The following is a 16546-nucleotide window of genomic DNA, read 5'->3' as shown; positions in this document are numbered from 1 at the left end:
TTTTAACTAATTAACTGGAATCGAGGAATATATGAAATCTGAAAAAAAATATGATTATTTTATTGGGGCAAAAAAAATCCTGCTGCTTCTCATAACTGCAGGTATTCTGTTCCTGGTTTTTCCACCTGCCTCATCTCAGCCAACTGTTTACTCTCCGGAAGGCTATTGGATCACGATCGATTCACAGCCCAATGACACACATTATATCGGAGAATCATTCACAATTTCTGGAACAACAAATATCTCGTCGGGCAATGAACTCCTTGCCGAGATCTATCCGCTGAATCAGACACGTAGTATCAAGGGTACGATCTATAGCGGATCCGCGGGGAGGGTGACGATTAAAGAAGGACCCTATGGAAAAAATATCTGGTCTTATCCGGTTGATCTTTCGGATTTTAAACCGGATGAATACAGAGTTGTTGTTTCATCGTATCAGTCCGATGCGGAAGATGATGCCATGTTCTCGGTATATGAGAAGCCATCCGCTACAACTAATTGTTCCTCACCAGGTATTTCCTTCAGGGTATCAGAGACGAGTCCGACACAACAATCCGCATTATACTTGGATCCGTTCGGACTTATTGTCCTCATTTTCTGTATAATGTTCATTCAGAAGTGCCGGTCGGGTTGAGCTTGCGTCATTCTCGTTAAGAGGCAATGGCGGGGTTTAGACATAGTACGAGACGAGGCTATTCCGGAACCGGAAGTTTCCGGGGACTCCGGGCACTTTGAGGGTATTTTCCGGGATTTTTTTATGTACAATGTTCTCATTGGAGTTTCCGGAAATAAAGGTGCATCTGCCCGGAATAATATTCGGCAATTCCGGCCCGGCCCCCCCCGTCCCCTCCGAAACCCAGGAGATGGTCGGTCTCGCATAACGGTCCAGCCTTGAACCAGCGATCTTGCCAGGGCATTGGTGAAGACAATCGTCTGGCCCGGAAACCATTCGATAATGTCCCTCCCCGGTCGTCATCTGCCAGTGCAGGTGGAGAGGATACCTGCCTACCGCTTCTCTTCATCCTCACGAAATTCTATTAAATTCCCCTTCCCCGTCTTGTCCCGGTCCAGCAGCGTGGGATCGATATGCCATTCGCTCCTGCGCAGCAGGCCATGAAGGGTGCTGGCCTCGCGGGTTGTCAGGTTCGCCCTCCCGAGAACCCTGCGGATCAGGGTCATGGTATTCTCCCGCTTGAAATCCGGGTGATGGATCTCATCCAGGTACCGGTCAACGTGCCGGTACAGGTACTCCATATCCTGCGGAGGAGCGAGCCGGATCTCCGGCAGCGGCAGGTTCGCGAGTTCGTAACAGACCACCCCCACCGCGTGCGAGAGATTGAGGATCGGGTACATCTCATGGGTCGGGATGGTGCAGATCATGTCGCTCCGCTTTACTTCATCGTTGTTGAGCCCCCAGTTCTCCCGCCCGAACAGGATCGAGATCCGGCCGTCCACGTCCCTGATCCGCTCGCGGAGTTCCTTGGGCGAATAAAAAGGCATCCGCATCGCATGGCAGGCAGACTTGCTCACCTCTCCAGTCGTAGCGATGACAATGTTGCTCCGGCTGAATACGTCCTCAATGGTACAGACATCAGCATTTTTCAGCACATCCTGCGCATGGGATGCCCGGCCCTTCGCCTCCTCGCCGAGTTTGCACGGGTTGATGAGCACAAGCCGGGTGAACCCGAAGTTCTTCATCACCCGTGCGGCAAACCCCACGTTGCCATCGTAGAGCGGTTCAACGAGGACGATGTCGATCTCGGGCATAAAAAGAATTACTGGACCGCGTCCACGGTCGCCTTCAGGACGGATGCGCCCTGGTCGTAGACTGCATTCCCGACAACGATGGTATCCGCGTATTTCGCCATCTGTGCTGCTTTCTCAGCGGAGTTGATCCCGCCGCCATAGTAGAGGATGGATTTGTCAATGGCTTCCGATGCGGCCTTCACCATTGCAGGGTTGCCGAACGTGCCGCTGTACTCGATATAGACGATCGGGAAATGGAAGTAATGGTCGGCAACGGCCGCGTAGGCTGCGACTTCCTCCGGTTTGAGGTCACAGATCGCTTTTGTCACTTTCCCTACGGAAGATGCCGGGTTGAGCACGATGTATGCCTCGGGTACGATAGTGTCGCCCCAGGGGATCTTCCCCTGGCACATCTGTACCCATGCCTTGTGCTTCCCGACAATCCACGTGACATCGGTGGTGTTCATCACGCTGGGGACAAAGACATAATCGATCCCCTGCATGAGCACGGCTTCCGGCCCGGCCGGTTCCATGACGAGCGGCAGATCGTATGTCTTGACCTGCTTTAAGAGTTCTGCAAGATTTTCCTTTGTCACGTTCAGGGTGCCTGAGAGCATGATGGCATCGGTACCGCTGCCAGCAATTGCCTCAATGTCTTCACTCTTCAGGTGTTTATCCGGATCGAGTTTGGTTACGTGCACCCAGTCTTTCCATTTCATCAGAATCAGTGTACCATTAGTGCTTCATCCACATATACCGGATACCTCTCCTGATGATTCAATATCCCTGTCGTGTATGCCACTCATTCGGATGGTCCCAACCTTGAACGGGCAAAGGCTACGCAGCCTGACGGGTTCATGGTCAAGCCGTTCGAGGACAACGACCTGCGGGTCGCGATCGAACATGCGCAAAAAAATAGAGATACCCTCCCGCGAATCAGATCTGGATGACTGCGGTATCCTTCTTTCTTTTGAGAACGTTCTGGTAGTCCCGGATCTTCTGCTCCGGGATGCCGGTTGCGGCAGCAGTTTTTACGGGATCGGCGGCAAGGAGTGTATCGCCGTTGATGATCTCTGCCTTGAACATCTTCTCGACCGCCGACGCACCAAGACCGCTGATAGAAAGGAGTTCCTTCCTGCCGCGCTCGTTCTGGAGTTTTGAGATCTTCTTCGGGACGGGTTTTTTGAGATATGCACAGACCTTCTCAACGTGCTTCTGGACCGTTGAGAGTGACATTCCGGTTTTCTCGCTGAGCGCTTCTGGCTTTTGGGCACAGAATGCTTCGGGTTCGATGATGCCGGCATTGATGTATTTTTTCAGACTCACGGCCGGTATGCCGATCTCTTTGAGCACCTTGCTGTGGTATACGATCCGGGCATCGGCAATCAGTTGCTCTGCTTCTGCATCGCTGGCTCCCGCTTTCTTCAGCACTGCGCTGTCTGCCTTTGCAAGGCGGGAGAGTTCGGTGATGCCGGCCTCCTTGAGAGCGGTCAGGATCTTTGCCGAACTGCGCCCTCTCCTCGGGATGATGCGTTCGCGCATGAACTTGCGGCACTCCGAGCGGCGCCGGAGTTTTTCGAGCACGAGGCCGGCGTCGTGGATGATGGTTACGGCCCGGTCCTGTGGCAGCCCGAGTTTCTTTGCAAGGTCTTCGGGTGTACTACGCGACAGCTCTGCTACGGTGTAAATGTGGCTGGCCTGGATTTTATCCACGAGTGCCTTGTCGGCCGACGGGATCTCTTCGAGCGATTCCCGGTTGGAGGTGATCTGGTGGCAGAGCGGGCAGCCGATCTCCCACGGGCGGGCACCCTTACGGATAAGCCGGACGAAATTGAGACCGTGCTTCTCGCATTTCTCATCGGTGCGTACGGCAAAACCCCACTGGGCCATGGGCAGGCCGATGTTGAAGCTGCAGTCAGGATAGCGCGAGCAGCCGATGAACTGCGTGTTGCCGCGGAGGTGCTTGATGGCCAGCGTCCCGCCGCAGACCGGGCATTTTCCGAGGTTCATCTCCTCTGCGGTCCGGTCCCGGATATCATTGCCGATCAGTTCCTCGTTCGCCTCGAGCTGGTCGAACGCATGGTGCAACATGGTACGGGATTCCTTGATCACGTCCTCCCGCGTCCGCTGGCTCTGCTTGATCAGCTGCATGTGCGCTTCGATGGTCTGGGTCATGACGGGCTTGGTGATCGCGTCGGCATGCTGTTCGAGCGTCTCGGTTACGGCCCGGCCTACCAGGGTCGGGCGGAGGGGTGTTCCCTCAACGTACTTCCGGGATACGAGCTTGGCGATCACTTCGTGCCGCGTACTCTTGGTGCCGAGGCCGAGCTCTTCCATCCGCTGGATGAGTTTGCTCTGCGTGTAGCGTGCGGGGGGCTGGGTCTCCTTCTCATCAAGGATGACCTTCCTGATCGGGAGGTTTTCCCCCGTGACGAATTCCGGCAGGAGTGTCTCGCGTGCCTCGCTGAACGGGTAGACCGTGTGCCAGCCGGGTTCGGTGAGCTGCCCGCCGGTGGTGGTGTACTCCTCCCCGTTTGCATCGAAGAGGATCTTCAGGGTCTTCCACATTGCATCGGGCGCAAGGGTGGCGAGGAAGCGCCGGAGTACAAGCTCATAGACCTTGAATGCATCGTCGCCGAGTTGCTCCTTTGTGGCAGCACCCGTGGGGTGGATTGGGGGGTGGTCGGTCGAGGACTTCTTGCCCTGAGTCGGGACCGGGCGGCGGTTGGCCATCACCCATTCAACGTCTTTTTTGAAGGGTGACGCACGGAGGGTCTTTAAGATACCGTCGATATCGAGCGATGGGGGATATACGGTATTGTCGGTTCTCGGGTACGAGATGAAACCGTTCATGTACAGGTCTTCGGCAATGCGCATCGCATTCGCCGCTGAGAGCCCGAGCCGTGCTGCTGCAACGATGTACGTGGTGGTGTCGAACGGTGACGGGGCCCGGTCCTGTTTGGTCCCGGTCCTGACTTCCTTGACAACAAGGGGCGACTTGGTGCGATCCCGTGCCTGTTCGGCCACCGCTTTCTCGTGGAACCGGCCGTTGGTGTGCCGGGCCTCGATCACTTCACCCTTCTTCTCGAAGTCGAGTGCGAGCTGCCAGTACTTCTCCGGCACGAACGCCTCGATCTCCTTCTCCCGGTCCACGATCATGGAGAGGGTCGGGGTCTGGACCCGGCCTACCGAGAGGATGTTCTGGCCCCCGCGTCGGGCGGCAAGCGAGATGAACCGGGTGAGGGATGCGCCCCACATGAGGTCGATGGACTGCCGTGCTTCCCCGGCAGCGGCAAGCGCAAAGTCGAGTTCGGTGGTGTTGGAAAATGCTGCCTTGAGTTCCTGCGCAGTGATGGCGGAGAACCGTGCACGGTCGATCTTGACCTTCGGGTTGACGGCCCGGACAAGTTCGAATGCTTCCTTACCGATCAGTTCCCCTTCCGTATCAAAATCCGTTGCAATGGTGACGCGGTCTGCCTTCCGCGCCAGTTTATGGAGCAGCGAGACGATCTTCTTTTCCGTCGGGATCTTGATGGTCTTTGCATCGATGAGGCTCCGGGGGGTTGACGATTCGCTGCGCCAGTTGGAGTATCCCGGTTCGAAATCGATCTCCACGACATGGCCCCGGAGACCCATGGTTGTCGTGTCCCCGAAATGGTAGGTGGAGACACCGGCATCCTTCTGCTCGACGACCTTCTTTCCTTCCGAGAGGATCTCGGCAATACGCCGGGCCGAGATGTTCTTTTCCGCAACGATCAGGTGCACGGGTGTTACGCCTCCCTTTTCTTCAGCGCTTCGGTGAGCATCCGGTTCAGTTCGGCGGGGTCTGCTTTTCCCCGCGTCTTCTTCATGACCTGTCCCACGAGGAAATTGAGCGCACCGCCCTTACCGGCCCGGTAGTCTTCAAGGGCCTTGGGGTTCTCGGTGATCGCGGCTTCGACCGCAGCCGCAATGGCCCCGGAATCCCCGGTGGTCTTGGCGAGATTGAGGCGCTTCACGATGGCATCCGGAGTCTCAACGGTTTCGTTCTTCAGCCGCTGATCGAGCATTACCCGCAGCACCTCAACCCCGCTCTTATCGGTGATGGTACCTGCTTTTAAGAGGAGGACAAGCCCGGTCATGGCCGCCGGTTCAACCTTGTCAAGGCTCATATCGCGGTAGTTCAGTTCCCCGATCAGGGTGTCGGCGATCCAGGTAGAGGCCAGGGGGGCGAGTCCTGCCTTGTCAGATGCTACAACCTTCTCGAAGAAGTTGGCGAGTTTCAGTTCGCCGGTGAGGGTGCGGGCATGGTTGAGCGAGCAGCCGTATTCTGCAATGAACCGCTCGCGGCGGGCGTCCGGAAGTTCCGGGAGGATGATACCGTCAACCCAGGATTTCACGCGGAGGGGGCGGAGGTCCGGTTCGGGGAAGTAGCGGTAGTCGTTCTCCTGCTCCTTGCTCCGGGCTGACTGGGTGACACCCCGGGCTTCGAGGTAGTGCCGGGTTTCGCGCTCGATCTTCTGTCCGCGCCGGATCAGGTTCTTCTGCCGGGTCACCTCGAACAGGAGCGCCTTTTCCACACCCTTGTAGGAAGTGATATTCTTGACTTCCACGCGCTCGTTTCCTTTGATCGAGATGTTGGCATCGACACGGAGCGATCCCTCCTTCTCGGAGTCAAAGACACTGAGGTACTCGAGCTTTGCACGGAGCTTGTTTAAGAACTTCCGTGCCTCCTTCGGGGAGCGCATGTCCGGCTCGGAGACGATCTCGATGAGCGGGATACCCGCACGGTTATAGTCCACGAGAGAGTATTTTCCGCGCTCGACATTGCCCATGTGGACGAGCCGGCCCGGGTCTTCCTCGACATGGATACGGGTGAGACGGATCTTCCTCTCTCCCCCCTCGTCGCTCTCGATCTCAACGTATCCGCCCTCTGCAAGCGGCTTGTCGTACTGGGTGATCTGGTAGGCCTTGTCAAGGTCGGGATAGAAGTAGTTCTTCCGCGAGAACTCGGATTCGTTTAATACCTCGCAGTTCAGGGCCTTTGCCACCTTCATCGCGTACTGGATTGCCCTCTTGTTGAGAGCCGGCATCGCGCCGGGCAGCCCGAGACAGATCGGGCAGACGTGGGTGTTGGGCCCGTCGCTCCGGTAATCGGTGGAACAGCCGCAGAAGAGCTTGCTCTTCGTATCCAGCTGGCAGTGGACTTCAAGCCCGACAATCACCTGATCTTCAGCATCAACCATATCAGTTCACCGCCTGTTCGTAGGCATAGGCAACATCAACCACACGCTCGTCATCGAACATCCGGCCCATGATCTGGAGTCCGACCGGCATACCCTCCGATTTTCCACAGGGTACTGAAATGGCAGGAATCCCCGCGAGGTTTGCCGGCACCGTGAGGATATCGGCAAGGTACATGGAGAGCGGGTCGCTCTTCTCTTTGAGTTTAAACGCGATGGTGGGCATGGTCGGCCCTGCGATCACATCGACATCGGCAAAGATGCGGTTGAAATCTGCTTTGATATTCTCCCGTGCGATCTGTGCCTTTGCATAGTACTTGCCATAATACCCGCTGGAGAGTGCGAAGGTGCCGAGCATGATCCGGCGCCGGACCTCCGGCCCGAACGCCGCACTTCTGACTTCCTGGTAGGCATCGTGCCACGACTTCTTCGTGTCTGCGGCAGGACCATAGCGGACCCCGTCGAACCGGGCAAGGTTGGAACTGGCCTCGCAGGTACAGGTAACATAGTACGCTGCGAGCGCGTATTCCATGGAGGGGATGCTGCACGGGACGGTGGTTGCCCCGAGTTCTTCGAGCCGTCCGATTGCCTTCTTTACGACCGCCGCAACTTGTGAGTCAACACCCTTGCCGAAGTACTCCTGCGGTATGCCGATCCGCAGGCCTTTGATATCCGCTTTGGGGGTATGGTTGTACGGCTTATTCAGTGAGGAGGTGTCGTGGCGATCGTATCCCGCGATGACACCCATGAGGGTGGAGACATCGGTTACGGTCTTTCCCATGGGGCCGATCTGTTCGAGGGAATTTGAGTACGCGATAAGCCCGTACCGGGAGACCCGGCCGTAACTGGGCTTCAGGCCGACAATCCCGCAGAATGCCGCGGGACACCGGATGGAACCCCCGGTGTCGGTACCGAGCGCCATACGTACCATGCCTGCTGCAACTGCTGCGGCACTGCCTCCGCTGGATCCTCCGGGAACCCGCGTGGTGTCGCAGGGATTGAGAGTGGGGCCAAACCCTGAGTTCTCGGTGGTGGTCCCCATCCCGAACTCGTCCATGTTGGTCTTGCCGACGATCGCTGCTCCTTCGGATTTCAGGAGTCCAACCGCGTGGGCATCATAGGGGGGAATGTAGCCTTTGAGGATCTTTGACGCACAGGTGGTCTCGATATTCAGTGTCGATATATTGTCCTTGACCGCAACTGCGACTCCGGCCAGTTTACCGGTTCCGTGGGGGGCTTTCCTGCAGGTTGTCAGAAAGGCGTTGTACTTATCATCCGGGTTGAATGCAATCTCGCCGCTCACTACATCACCCTCGGAGCCTTGATGAACCCGTCTTCCTTTGCCGGTGCATTGCGCAGCACCTCTTCCTGCGGGAGTGAAGGTTCGATTTCGTCTTCGCGCAGGATATTAAAGAGATCGCGCGTGACCGGGCATTTTCCCTCAACACGATCGAGGATATCGAAGTATTCGATGATTGCATTGAACTGGTGCGTAAAGGTGCCCAGTTCCCCTGAACTGACGCCGACGTCGGCCAGCTCTGCGATATGTTGTACGTCTTTTTCAGTGACCATGTTCCACCCTGATTATCTGGTCTATGTAATCTTGCACGGACGTTTTATAACCATTTTTACGGGCCAGCTTCCGGAGGGTCGGCCAGATCCCGCTCCCGTATTGCATGGCTTTCTTCTCGTACCATGCGAGATCTTTGGAAATGTAGCGCTCTGCGACCTCCCTTAAGGGAACTTTCCGCCGGCCGCTGGTAACTTTTTTGGCAGCGGGGATTTTCCGTGCAGCGCGCACAACCCGGATATCCAGATACGGCATCGAGAGATACGTGCCATGAAGGGCAGCGATTGCCTGGTCGCGACGCGCCTGTGCCTCGAGACCGGCAAAGTCGCGTGCGAGATCTTCTTCGAGCGTGGTGCTTTCAAGATACCGGGTATATCCCCCGAAGAGTTCGTCGGCGCCCTGGCCGGTGATGATACGATGGTACCCCTGCTCCCCGGCGCATCGGGCAATGAAATACTGGGTGAGCGCGATACCGGTGCTGACCGGATCTTTTCTGGGGATTGTTGCAACCACCGTGGGGAGGGCATCCTCGATGTCAGCCTCGGTTATCGTTGCATACGTGCATGAGAGCCCGAGGATCTCTGCCGCGTGTCGCGCCTGCTTCAGGTCATGGGAGTTCTCAATCCCGACTGCGATGCACTCACGTTTCGCGAGGCACGCAACCAGCGTTGAGTCAACGCCACCTGAGAGTGCCACGACCCCCTCATCGCTGCGGAGCTGCACCGCGGTGACGATTGCTTCTTCAAGGGGCATATCCGGTACTTCGGGATTGATCTCCCCTCTCATCTCCCCATTGCAGGTGAGCATCCCTTTGGGTCCGGTGCCTTCCATAATGCCGAAATGGTCCCGGGCGGTGCACCCATTCCATGCAAGGAAGAACTCCCCGCCGCATCGGAGGATCTCTTCGGGACTGTTCGCGATGATCTCTTCGAGGGCATCGGGACTGATCCGATGCCCGTTTTGTTCGATCCAGCCGGATAGGATAACTGTACTCATGGGGATGTCACGTGCACTCGTTCACACATGAGTGCCCCGGCAATCCTATAAAACATATCTTTTACGTCTCTTCCCCGTGACAATGATAATTCTCTCTGATTGGGGATCCTGATGCCGGAAACGATGGAATCTTTATTTGCATACAAGAATCAATTATTGGAGAGCGCGAGGGCAGATGCACCGGTCAACGGTACCGGCCTGAAGTTCTTGTCGTGAAAATGGTATAACGGCCGCGAGCGGGAGGATAGGAAAGCTGGCCAACTCCGCCGGACTTAAGATCCGGTCCTTAGTGGTTCATGGGTTCGAATCCCATTCCTCCCATCTGTTTTCACCCTCGTATTTTCTCCATCACACGGTTCTCTGGTTCCGGGATGTCTGGCTCCCCTAAAAGAGAGTCCCGCAAATCCGATATGTTCAAGATACATTCAGGTTAACCGGGTGATTACGTTCCTATGGTTGAAATGCGGCATCCTGTGTACCTCCTTCCCTCGCTGCTGCTCCTGATCCCCCTCAATATCTATCTCCTCGGTGGAGGGATTGGCACCGGAATACAGTGGGGTCTCTTTCGGTACCAGGTGACCGCCGGCGGGGAGAGTCTGGTTTCCCTTTCGCAGGATCTCTCTCTCGTCTCCGCGGGACTTATTACCGGAAACAATGCGGTCGCCTATCTGCTCTGGGCGCTGGCCGTCCTTCTCCTCATAGGATATTTTATTGTCACGGTATCGGCGGTCCTGATGGAGAAGCCGGGGATATTCCGGAACAATTCCCTGCTGCTGCCCGTATGCGGATCTCTCTTCCTCATCGCCGATCTGGTCCAGTACGGCATGCTCCTCAACAGCCCGGGCGGCCTGTGCATTCCCGTTGGCATCCCCCTGTTTTTTATCCTTGGTATCTGGGGGTATTATACCCAGCACGGTTCGGATACAGGCAGCGTACCTGCTCTGCCCGTTCCGGTAAAAACGATCCGGGGGAAAACAGCGGAGCGCCCGAAGGGTCTCTGGTCGCGCCTCACCTTATACGCCGAACCGGCCGTGTTGTGTGAACTCTCAACCCTGGTCCTGATCGCCATTATTGTCCGGTTCACCGCTTTCTTCTCGGGATTGCTGCCCAACATCCCGCTGAACGTTATCCTCGGGGATACGAACCTGTATTACTGGTATGCAACATCGCTGACCTGGGGACAGATCCCCTATTCCAGTTATTATGTTCCCTATCCTCAGTTCTTCTTCATCCCGCTCCTTATCGCGCTCGTCCCGGTACTGATCATCAAGAGTTATCTGGTATTCATATTCACCTGGTCTGTTCTCATGATCCTGGCTGACATGGCAGTACTGGTACTGGTGTACTCGATTGCCGGAAGACTCTGGGGGAAAGACCGGGCATTCCTGTGCGGGCTGCTCTACGCAACCGCGATCTCCGCAGCATTCTTTATCCCGATTACCTACGATGTCGTCCCGTCCTTCCTGCTCCTGCTCTCGCTCTGGATGTACCTGTATCGTAACGAGTTAGCCGGTTTCCTTATGGCAACGGTTGGCGCATTGACAAAATGGTACCCGGCGATTGCGTTTCCCTATTACCTGCTCCATGGAATAAAAACCGGTAAACAATGGCGGGATTTTGCCCGGCCACTCCTCCTCTCGGGTGTCCTGGTGCTCATCACCCTCGTTCCCTTCCTCCTCATCAATACCGGGGAATTTCTTAAAACCTATACGATCCACGCGGGCAGGATGCCGGAAGTGAACAGCGCCATATACTACCTGGACGCAGTCTCAACATTCCTCATTCACGCTGAACTGTTCCGATCACTCTCGCTCCTGCTCATGATTGCCGGTGAACTTGCGCTGCTGTACTGGTACTACCGGCACCTTGATTCCGGGCCACAAGCCCTGATTGGCTGTATCTTTCTCGCCATCTTTACCTTTATCCTCGCGAACAAGGTCTTCTCAACCAATTATATCATCTGGCTGGTCCCGTTCCTCTCGCTGCTGCTGGCAAAAACACCCCGTCGGATCCTGCTTTTTTATGCAGTTCAGGTTATCCTGTACCTGGAGACTCCCGTACTCTTCGGGATTATCTATGCGCCGTTCAATGAAGGATACGATGCAGTGACCAGCTACACGGTTCTTACCGGCTCCCTCCCAAGCCTCCCCTTCCTCTTCTATACCATCAAGTTCGGGTTGCTGGCGCTGGTCTTCTGGATAATCGTGTGCGATCTGAACGATGGTTCTGCCACAACGGCTCAGGGTACTACGCACCCGCCGTAACGGGTATTAAAAAAGAGTGCCCGGGTTACGTGCCCGGGCAGGGAAAATATTACCACTCCACCGCAGTCAGTGTTTTTATGACTGCCTCGGCAAAGGCCTTTGATGCAGACGGGCCGTTTGCCGTGATAATCCGTGAATCCACCACAACCGGCTGGTTGACGAGTACTGCCCCCCCGGCTTTCATCTCGCGGAATGCCGTGGGATTCTCCGAGTACGTGGCTTTTATCCCTTTTAATATGCCAGCACGTGCAAGGACGATCGGCCCAAGACATATAGCGGCAACGACCTTTCCCGAGGCCCGGAAGTTTTTCACCAGGATCGGCAGCAGCTCGTCGCCCCAGAGATGTGCAGGGGTCCCGTTTCCCCCCACAATGATCAAAGCATCATAGGGTTTTGGATCCACTTCTTCAAACGAGGTAGTGGCTGTGGCTTTCGCACCCAGCATTCCGGTGCAGGTGCCGCGACGCGTTGATGCGATGTCGAATGCGATTCCGGCCTTTGTCAGTGCTGCAACCGGCTCGGCGAGTTCCTCATCACGGAACTTTTCCGGGGAAATGGCAATAAGGACTTTCATATTATCACGATCATTTTCTGTTCTTCCAGAATATGCTAATTACGGCCTCTTGTACCTGCCTGTCAAATTTCAAGAATCCTTTTCAGGAACAGTCTTATGCAGTATTGGGGGATGTTGTCATCTCCTCAAGCCGGGCCTCGATCTGTTTGAGTGTCGACACTTCCAGGAAGATCAGGATATTACCCGCAATGTTGTGCTCTTCAGAGGTGAGTTTGACCCGGAAGAGGATTACATCGTCGACTTCTATGGTCATCTGGGCAATCAGCGACGTGATAGCGGCATGGGCCATATCCACGATTAAAGCCGGTGGGGATGGCAGCATGATGAAACCCAGAAGATCGGATGTAGCGCTCAAAAACGATGAGATCATGATATTGCTGACTTCGACGATCGTGCTCTGGTCCATTTCGTCGAAGGTGTGCACCGCACCGGCAGATCCCTGCATGATACTGGCCGTCCTGACTGCCGAGTCCCGGGGGAAATGCAGGACCAGGAACCCCCCGTGGGGAATATCCCCCTGGAGTTCGAAGATGACCATCGTGGTCAGTTCATCGGAAAGGAACTCCCCGACCCGGGAAATATCCACGACATTGATCTCCGGCACATTCATGCCGATCTGGGTATCGAGCATCTGCGAAAGCGTTGTCGCAGCATGTGCAGCCCCGATATTTGCCATTTCCTGCAGCGCATCCATCTCTTTGGGAGTAAAATCCATACGGCACCTGTCCTATGGAGAAACATCCGCATGGGGGCACTTCATTGCCAGTCCGGTCAATTCATGCCCGTTTGTGGAGATCCCCTGAGATCCTGAGAATAGTTTGATGGAGGGTATCCAACCATTTATAATTTTGTGAGATCCTCTGCATGGAGAGATCAGTCAGTACCATGGATTCCCGCGGTATCCGGTCCGATGATCTCTGCAACCCTGCCCACGCGCCCGTCTTTCAGTCGTACCTTGATACCGTGCGGGTGGAATGCTGAATTTGTCAGGATCTCCTGGACGATACCCCGGGTCTTTCGCCCGGTGCGCTGATCGGACTTTAAGATAATATCAACGACAAGACCCGCCCGTATTGCTGTCCTCTGTTGTGAGTTCTTCTGTGTGTCCATGGTTTGTCAGGGATTATGGATAAAGACGAAATTATCCGGAGTGTACCTGGGGAGCATCGTATGCTCCCATGCCATCTTCAAGGTCCCCTTTCACCAGAGTCCATCCATCCTGCGGACCAAACATCAGCACATAGATACTTGTCCGGTACTCGTTCTCCCGTGGTTCGAATATCTTCCACTGGTTCTTCCCGGCTACGGATGACCGGATCGAAACTGCGGCATTCGGGTCCGCGTCATATCGTGCATACAGTGACGTGAGATACGCAGAGCATTTCCCGCCCGAAGCAATGACATTGCTGTCTTCGCATTCGGTTTCCCGGACATCCTTCACCGGGCGGAACATTGCGCTGTTTGTCACCGGGTCCCGGGTATCAATGATCTCTTTTGACGTTATATTCGTGGAAAATGTGATGGAAAACGGGTTTTTGGGCGTAGTTCCTTCGGGTGGCACCAGAGACGGGATCGTGATCTTCACCAGCGTTGACTTTCCGCTCTCGTAGAGTTCGGTGTTCCACGTGTCCGGGATCCCGGTGATATCTCGTGCACTGATCTGGGCAATCACCGGGGAATTACCGGTCCGGTCTGCAGGCACGGGAAGGAAGAACGTGACATTGGTAAGGGGGGAGTCAGTGGTGATGGTACATGAATAGGAGTACGTACTGGTGAGGGATGACCGGTATGCGTTTTCAATATATCCGGTATACCCGATCACCGCAACAAACGCTACGAGTATAACCACAAAGAGACTCACGGTAATTTTTATAATCCTGTCCATGATCTGCCACTACTCCGGGTGCCGGCACAGGTCCTGCGTGTGAATCCACATCGGTCCTGCCCGACTGCCAGTGAATGTCTAATTGGTTTATCCGGATTGAAAACCTGTCGGTGCATATCATGACGGCCATCAGCATGCCTATATGTTCCGGAGAAAAAGCTTGTAGTATGCCTTCATCCTGTGCCATTGTGCTGCGCAACGTCTCACTGCCAGAGGGACGCGTGGCTGATATCGGCGTAATGGATGGAATCGTCACGCATGTCGGAGCCGCTGGCGGACCCGCGGATCGAACGATTGACTGTACCGGCCTTATGGTCCTTCCGGCAGCGGTTGACATGCACGTGCATATGCGGGGGGGTTCCCAGTCGGCCAAGGAGGACTGGGCGAGCGGGAGCAGGAGTGCCCTTGCCGGGGGAGTCACGGTCGTGGTCGACCAGCCGAACACGATTCCCCCGATCACCACGCCGGATGCGCTCTGTGCGCGTGTCTTTGAGGCGAAATCCCACTCTCTGTGTAGTTTTGCCATCAACAGTGGGGTGACCTTTGATACCCCCGTGAAAGCGATGTGGAGTGTCGGGGCGATGGCGTTCGGCGAGACATTCTATGCGCCCTCCAGTTACGGAGAGGCAATCACACCTGAAGAACTCACAACAGCCCTCCGCGAGATCCAGTCGTGCTGCGCACTGGCAACCATTCATGCTGAAGAGATTGCGAGTGGAGAGGATCATGACCTGTCATCCCATGACCGGTTACGGTCCTGTTCTGGCGAAGTGCAGGCAGTTCGCGACGTGGGCCGGTGCAACACGGTGGGATGCAGGCTGCACTTCTGCCATATGAGCACGCACGCGTCCATCACTGCTGCGGCGGGACTGGGAAGCGTTGAAGTGACGCCCCATCACCTCTTTCTCTCCCGTGAACAGTTCGCACCTGAAGATACACTGGGGAAGGTAAATCCCCCCCTGCGAAGCGAGCAGGAACGAAAAAACCTGTGGGGTGTATGGGACAGGATCGATATCATCGCGTCAGACCATGCCCCGCACACTTCCGGTGAGAAACAGGTGCCGTTCGAAAAGGCCCCTTCCGGTATCCCGGGAGTTGAGACGATGGTGCCGCTCCTGCTCGCCGCGGTGCTGGAGAAGAAGATCCCGCTTGCCGACGTGATCCGGAAAACCTCGCAGGCCCCGGCAGAACTGCTGGGCATTCCTCTGGCGGGCTTTGCACCCGGAAACCGGGCAGATTTTTCCCTGTACCCGAAAACCGCAGTGCCGATCGATCCTGATATGCTTCACAGCCGGTGCGGTTATTCTCCTTTTGCGGGGCTTCCCGCGGTCTTCCCCCGCACCGTTATCCTTGGCGGCGATGTGGTCTATGATGAGGGGGAGTTCCACCCGGGATCGCCGGCGTGGTTTCCCGGGAAAGGGTTTTTCCCCCGCTAAATGCCTTTTTGCACCATCCCAAACACTCATTATCCTGACGCACCAACGTGTTGGTGCCGATAATGCGCACCCATAGGTCCCCGGGTGATCGATTGACATGCGTCTGGATGTGATCCATGGGACAACCCGGGTGCGCGACAGGCAATTGCCCGGCAAGGGTTTAAACACTGGTGAAGGACGGCAGCAGCCACTGGTGATCCATGTGCGTTATTGCCGGGCTACATTTCTTCTTGACAGGAAATACTGATGTCGGGAATCTCTGAAGCACTTTTCGAAGACCGGAACGGGACGGTTATTGCGATTGAAGTTTCCGCAGGGGGAAAAAAACCGACATTTCCCGCGGGATATAATGCATGGCGAAAGACGATCGGCTGTCGTGTTTCTGCCCCGGCGCTTGAAGGCAGAGCGAACAAGGCCGTCATTGAACTGATATCCGATGTCCTTGGTACACCCACAGCATCTGTGAGTATCATTTCGGGTGCAACGTCGTCCCACAAACGGGTTCTTGTTACGGGCATGAGTCGGAATGAGATTCTCGGCCGGCTTGAAGGTTAGATTATTCTGTCACTGCTTCGATCCGGGCCGGCTTCAGGGAGATCGAAAACTGATTCGTTGAGTCGCAGTCATCCCTACCTTTAAGTAATCCAGCGCGGTATATACCTTTTATACCTATGATCACGCGTTACATGCATTGCATGATACATGGGGGTGCGATTACTTGTATTCACCGGATACTACCAAGTACCTTATTCACATCAGCCTCACTGCAGAGGGGGTGGTCGAGAAACCTGACGTAGTCGGTGCCATATTCGGGCAGACTGAAGGGTTACTCGGCGAAGATCTTGACCTGCGG

The 16546-nt window shown here is 55.7% G+C and carries 16 protein-coding genes, 1 tRNA gene and 1 pseudogene; 7 read left to right on the top strand and 11 right to left on the bottom strand.

The genetic code is table 11. The features are described 5' to 3' along the window. Positions 1-31: 31 nt before the first annotated feature. Positions 32-634 carry a hypothetical protein gene (locus LUQ43_RS09655; RefSeq protein WP_299966826.1) on the top strand — a complete coding sequence of 201 codons (603 nt, stop codon included), beginning with the start codon at positions 32-34 and terminating at the stop codon, positions 632-634. A gap of 371 nt (positions 635-1005) precedes the next feature. Here LUQ43_RS09655 and LUQ43_RS09650 read toward each other — a convergent pair whose 3' ends face one another. Both LUQ43_RS09650 and LUQ43_RS09645 read right to left on the bottom strand, forming a co-directional pair. Then, positions 1006-1767: an RNA methyltransferase gene (locus LUQ43_RS09650; RefSeq protein ID WP_299966823.1), complete on the bottom strand. Its 762-nt coding sequence runs from the start codon at positions 1765-1767 to the stop codon at positions 1006-1008. Between the two features lie 8 nt (positions 1768-1775). Continuing rightward, on the bottom strand, positions 1776-2465 hold the full coding sequence (locus LUQ43_RS09645) for a phosphoglycerol geranylgeranyltransferase (RefSeq protein WP_299966820.1): 690 nt from the start codon (positions 2463-2465) through the stop codon (positions 1776-1778). 72 nt (positions 2466-2537) lie between these two features. Here LUQ43_RS09645 and LUQ43_RS09640 point away from each other — a divergent pair, with 72 nt between their 5' ends. Further along, complete coding sequence (locus LUQ43_RS09640; protein WP_299966818.1) at positions 2538-2696, top strand: hypothetical protein; 159 nt, start codon at positions 2538-2540, stop codon at positions 2694-2696. Here LUQ43_RS09640 and LUQ43_RS09635 read toward each other — a convergent pair. Genes LUQ43_RS09635 through LUQ43_RS09615 form a run of 5 tightly spaced genes read right to left on the bottom strand, consistent with a single transcriptional unit; the run spans position 2683 to position 9534 of the window. Next, on the bottom strand, positions 2683-5511 hold the full coding sequence (locus tag LUQ43_RS09635; RefSeq protein ID WP_299966815.1) for a DNA topoisomerase I: 2829 nt from the start codon (positions 5509-5511) through the stop codon (positions 2683-2685). The genes LUQ43_RS09640 and LUQ43_RS09635 overlap by 14 nt on opposite strands. 5 nt (positions 5512-5516) lie before the next feature. Continuing rightward, positions 5517-6971: an Asp-tRNA(Asn)/Glu-tRNA(Gln) amidotransferase subunit GatB gene (gatB, locus tag LUQ43_RS09630; RefSeq protein ID WP_299966812.1), complete on the bottom strand. Its 1455-nt coding sequence runs from the start codon at positions 6969-6971 to the stop codon at positions 5517-5519. Position 6972: 1 nt separating this feature from the next. Beyond that, positions 6973-8271 (bottom strand): Asp-tRNA(Asn)/Glu-tRNA(Gln) amidotransferase subunit GatA, encoded by a 1299-nt coding sequence (gene gatA, locus LUQ43_RS09625; protein WP_299966811.1) that lies wholly within the window; start codon positions 8269-8271, stop codon positions 6973-6975. After that, positions 8271-8540 carry an Asp-tRNA(Asn)/Glu-tRNA(Gln) amidotransferase subunit GatC gene (gene gatC / locus LUQ43_RS09620; RefSeq protein WP_299966810.1) on the bottom strand — a complete coding sequence of 90 codons (270 nt, stop codon included), beginning with the start codon at positions 8538-8540 and terminating at the stop codon, positions 8271-8273. The genes gatA and gatC overlap by 1 nt, the downstream gene beginning before the upstream one ends. Further along, entirely contained in the window at positions 8530-9534 is a 1005-nt protein-coding gene (locus LUQ43_RS09615; protein WP_299966809.1) for an asparagine synthase C-terminal domain-containing protein, read from the bottom strand. Before LUQ43_RS09615 ends, gatC begins: the two co-directional genes overlap by 11 nt. 238 nt (positions 9535-9772) lie before the next feature. Here LUQ43_RS09615 and LUQ43_RS09610 point away from each other — a divergent pair. Further along, positions 9773-9855, top strand: a tRNA-Leu gene (locus LUQ43_RS09610). Positions 9856-9986: 131 nt separating this feature from the next. Continuing rightward, complete coding sequence (locus LUQ43_RS09605) at positions 9987-11798, top strand: hypothetical protein (RefSeq protein WP_299966808.1); 1812 nt, start codon at positions 9987-9989, stop codon at positions 11796-11798. 49 nt (positions 11799-11847) lie between these two features. On the opposite strand, the gene LUQ43_RS09600 is transcribed toward LUQ43_RS09605, so the two are convergent. The 4 genes from LUQ43_RS09600 to LUQ43_RS09585 all read right to left on the bottom strand — a co-directional run bounded on the left by LUQ43_RS09600 (position 11848) and on the right by LUQ43_RS09585 (position 14257). Next, entirely contained in the window at positions 11848-12372 is a 525-nt protein-coding gene (locus LUQ43_RS09600; RefSeq protein WP_299966806.1) for a DJ-1/PfpI family protein, read from the bottom strand. Positions 12373-12466: 94 nt separating this feature from the next. Beyond that, the gene (locus tag LUQ43_RS09595; RefSeq protein ID WP_299966804.1) at positions 12467-13087 is read right to left on the bottom strand and encodes a chemotaxis protein CheC; all 621 of its coding nucleotides are present in this window, start codon (positions 13085-13087) and stop codon (positions 12467-12469) included. Between the two features lie 158 nt (positions 13088-13245). Beyond that, on the bottom strand, positions 13246-13482 hold the full coding sequence (locus LUQ43_RS09590) for a YwbE family protein (protein WP_299966802.1): 237 nt from the start codon (positions 13480-13482) through the stop codon (positions 13246-13248). A gap of 31 nt (positions 13483-13513) precedes the next feature. Further along, positions 13514-14257 carry a hypothetical protein gene (locus tag LUQ43_RS09585; protein ID WP_299966800.1) on the bottom strand — a complete coding sequence of 248 codons (744 nt, stop codon included), beginning with the start codon at positions 14255-14257 and terminating at the stop codon, positions 13514-13516. 167 nt (positions 14258-14424) lie between these two features. Between LUQ43_RS09585 and pyrC the strand changes: the two genes are divergently transcribed. The 3 genes and pseudogenes from pyrC to LUQ43_RS09570 all read left to right on the top strand — a co-directional run. Next, the gene (gene pyrC / locus LUQ43_RS09580; RefSeq protein WP_299966797.1) at positions 14425-15693 is read left to right on the top strand and encodes a dihydroorotase; all 1269 of its coding nucleotides are present in this window, start codon (positions 14425-14427) and stop codon (positions 15691-15693) included. Between the two features lie 246 nt (positions 15694-15939). Then, positions 15940-16248: a DUF167 domain-containing protein gene (locus LUQ43_RS09575; RefSeq protein WP_299966795.1), complete on the top strand. Its 309-nt coding sequence runs from the start codon at positions 15940-15942 to the stop codon at positions 16246-16248. Between the two features lie 163 nt (positions 16249-16411). Further along, positions 16412-16546, top strand: a pseudogene (locus LUQ43_RS09570) (DNA primase); the annotation flags it as partial.

Origin of the sequence: Methanoregula sp. (assembly GCF_028679125.1) — an archaeon.
Lineage (GTDB): Archaea > Halobacteriota > Methanomicrobia > Methanomicrobiales > Methanospirillaceae > Methanoregula.
Note: the sequence above shows the minus strand (reverse complement) of the source record. Positions and strands in the feature narration are given on the sequence as shown.

Excerpts from the sequence above, each read along its gene's own strand:
- LUQ43_RS09600 (WP_299966806.1), bottom strand. The coding sequence starts at position 12,372 with ATGAAAGTCCTTATTGCCATTTCCCCGGAAAAGTTCCGTGATGAGGAA.
- LUQ43_RS09590 (WP_299966802.1), bottom strand. The coding sequence starts at position 13,482 with ATGGACACACAGAAGAACTCACAACAGAGGACAGCAATACGGGCGGGT.
- LUQ43_RS09585 (WP_299966800.1), bottom strand. The coding sequence starts at position 14,257 with ATGGACAGGATTATAAAAATTACCGTGAGTCTCTTTGTGGTTATACTC.
- gatB (WP_299966812.1), bottom strand. The coding sequence starts at position 6,971 with ATGGTTGATGCTGAAGATCAGGTGATTGTCGGGCTTGAAGTCCACTGC.
- LUQ43_RS09655 (WP_299966826.1), top strand. The coding sequence starts at position 32 with ATGAAATCTGAAAAAAAATATGATTATTTTATTGGGGCAAAAAAAATC.
- LUQ43_RS09645 (WP_299966820.1), bottom strand. The coding sequence starts at position 2,465 with ATGAAATGGAAAGACTGGGTGCACGTAACCAAACTCGATCCGGATAAA.
- pyrC (WP_299966797.1), top strand. The coding sequence starts at position 14,425 with ATGCCTTCATCCTGTGCCATTGTGCTGCGCAACGTCTCACTGCCAGAG.
- LUQ43_RS09575 (WP_299966795.1), top strand. The coding sequence starts at position 15,940 with ATGTCGGGAATCTCTGAAGCACTTTTCGAAGACCGGAACGGGACGGTT.
- LUQ43_RS09595 (WP_299966804.1), bottom strand. The coding sequence starts at position 13,087 with ATGGATTTTACTCCCAAAGAGATGGATGCGCTGCAGGAAATGGCAAAT.
- LUQ43_RS09650 (WP_299966823.1), bottom strand. The coding sequence starts at position 1,767 with ATGCCCGAGATCGACATCGTCCTCGTTGAACCGCTCTACGATGGCAAC.
- gatC (WP_299966810.1), bottom strand. The coding sequence starts at position 8,540 with ATGGTCACTGAAAAAGACGTACAACATATCGCAGAGCTGGCCGACGTC.
- LUQ43_RS09615 (WP_299966809.1), bottom strand. The coding sequence starts at position 9,534 with ATGAGTACAGTTATCCTATCCGGCTGGATCGAACAAAACGGGCATCGG.
- LUQ43_RS09605 (WP_299966808.1), top strand. The coding sequence starts at position 9,987 with ATGGTTGAAATGCGGCATCCTGTGTACCTCCTTCCCTCGCTGCTGCTC.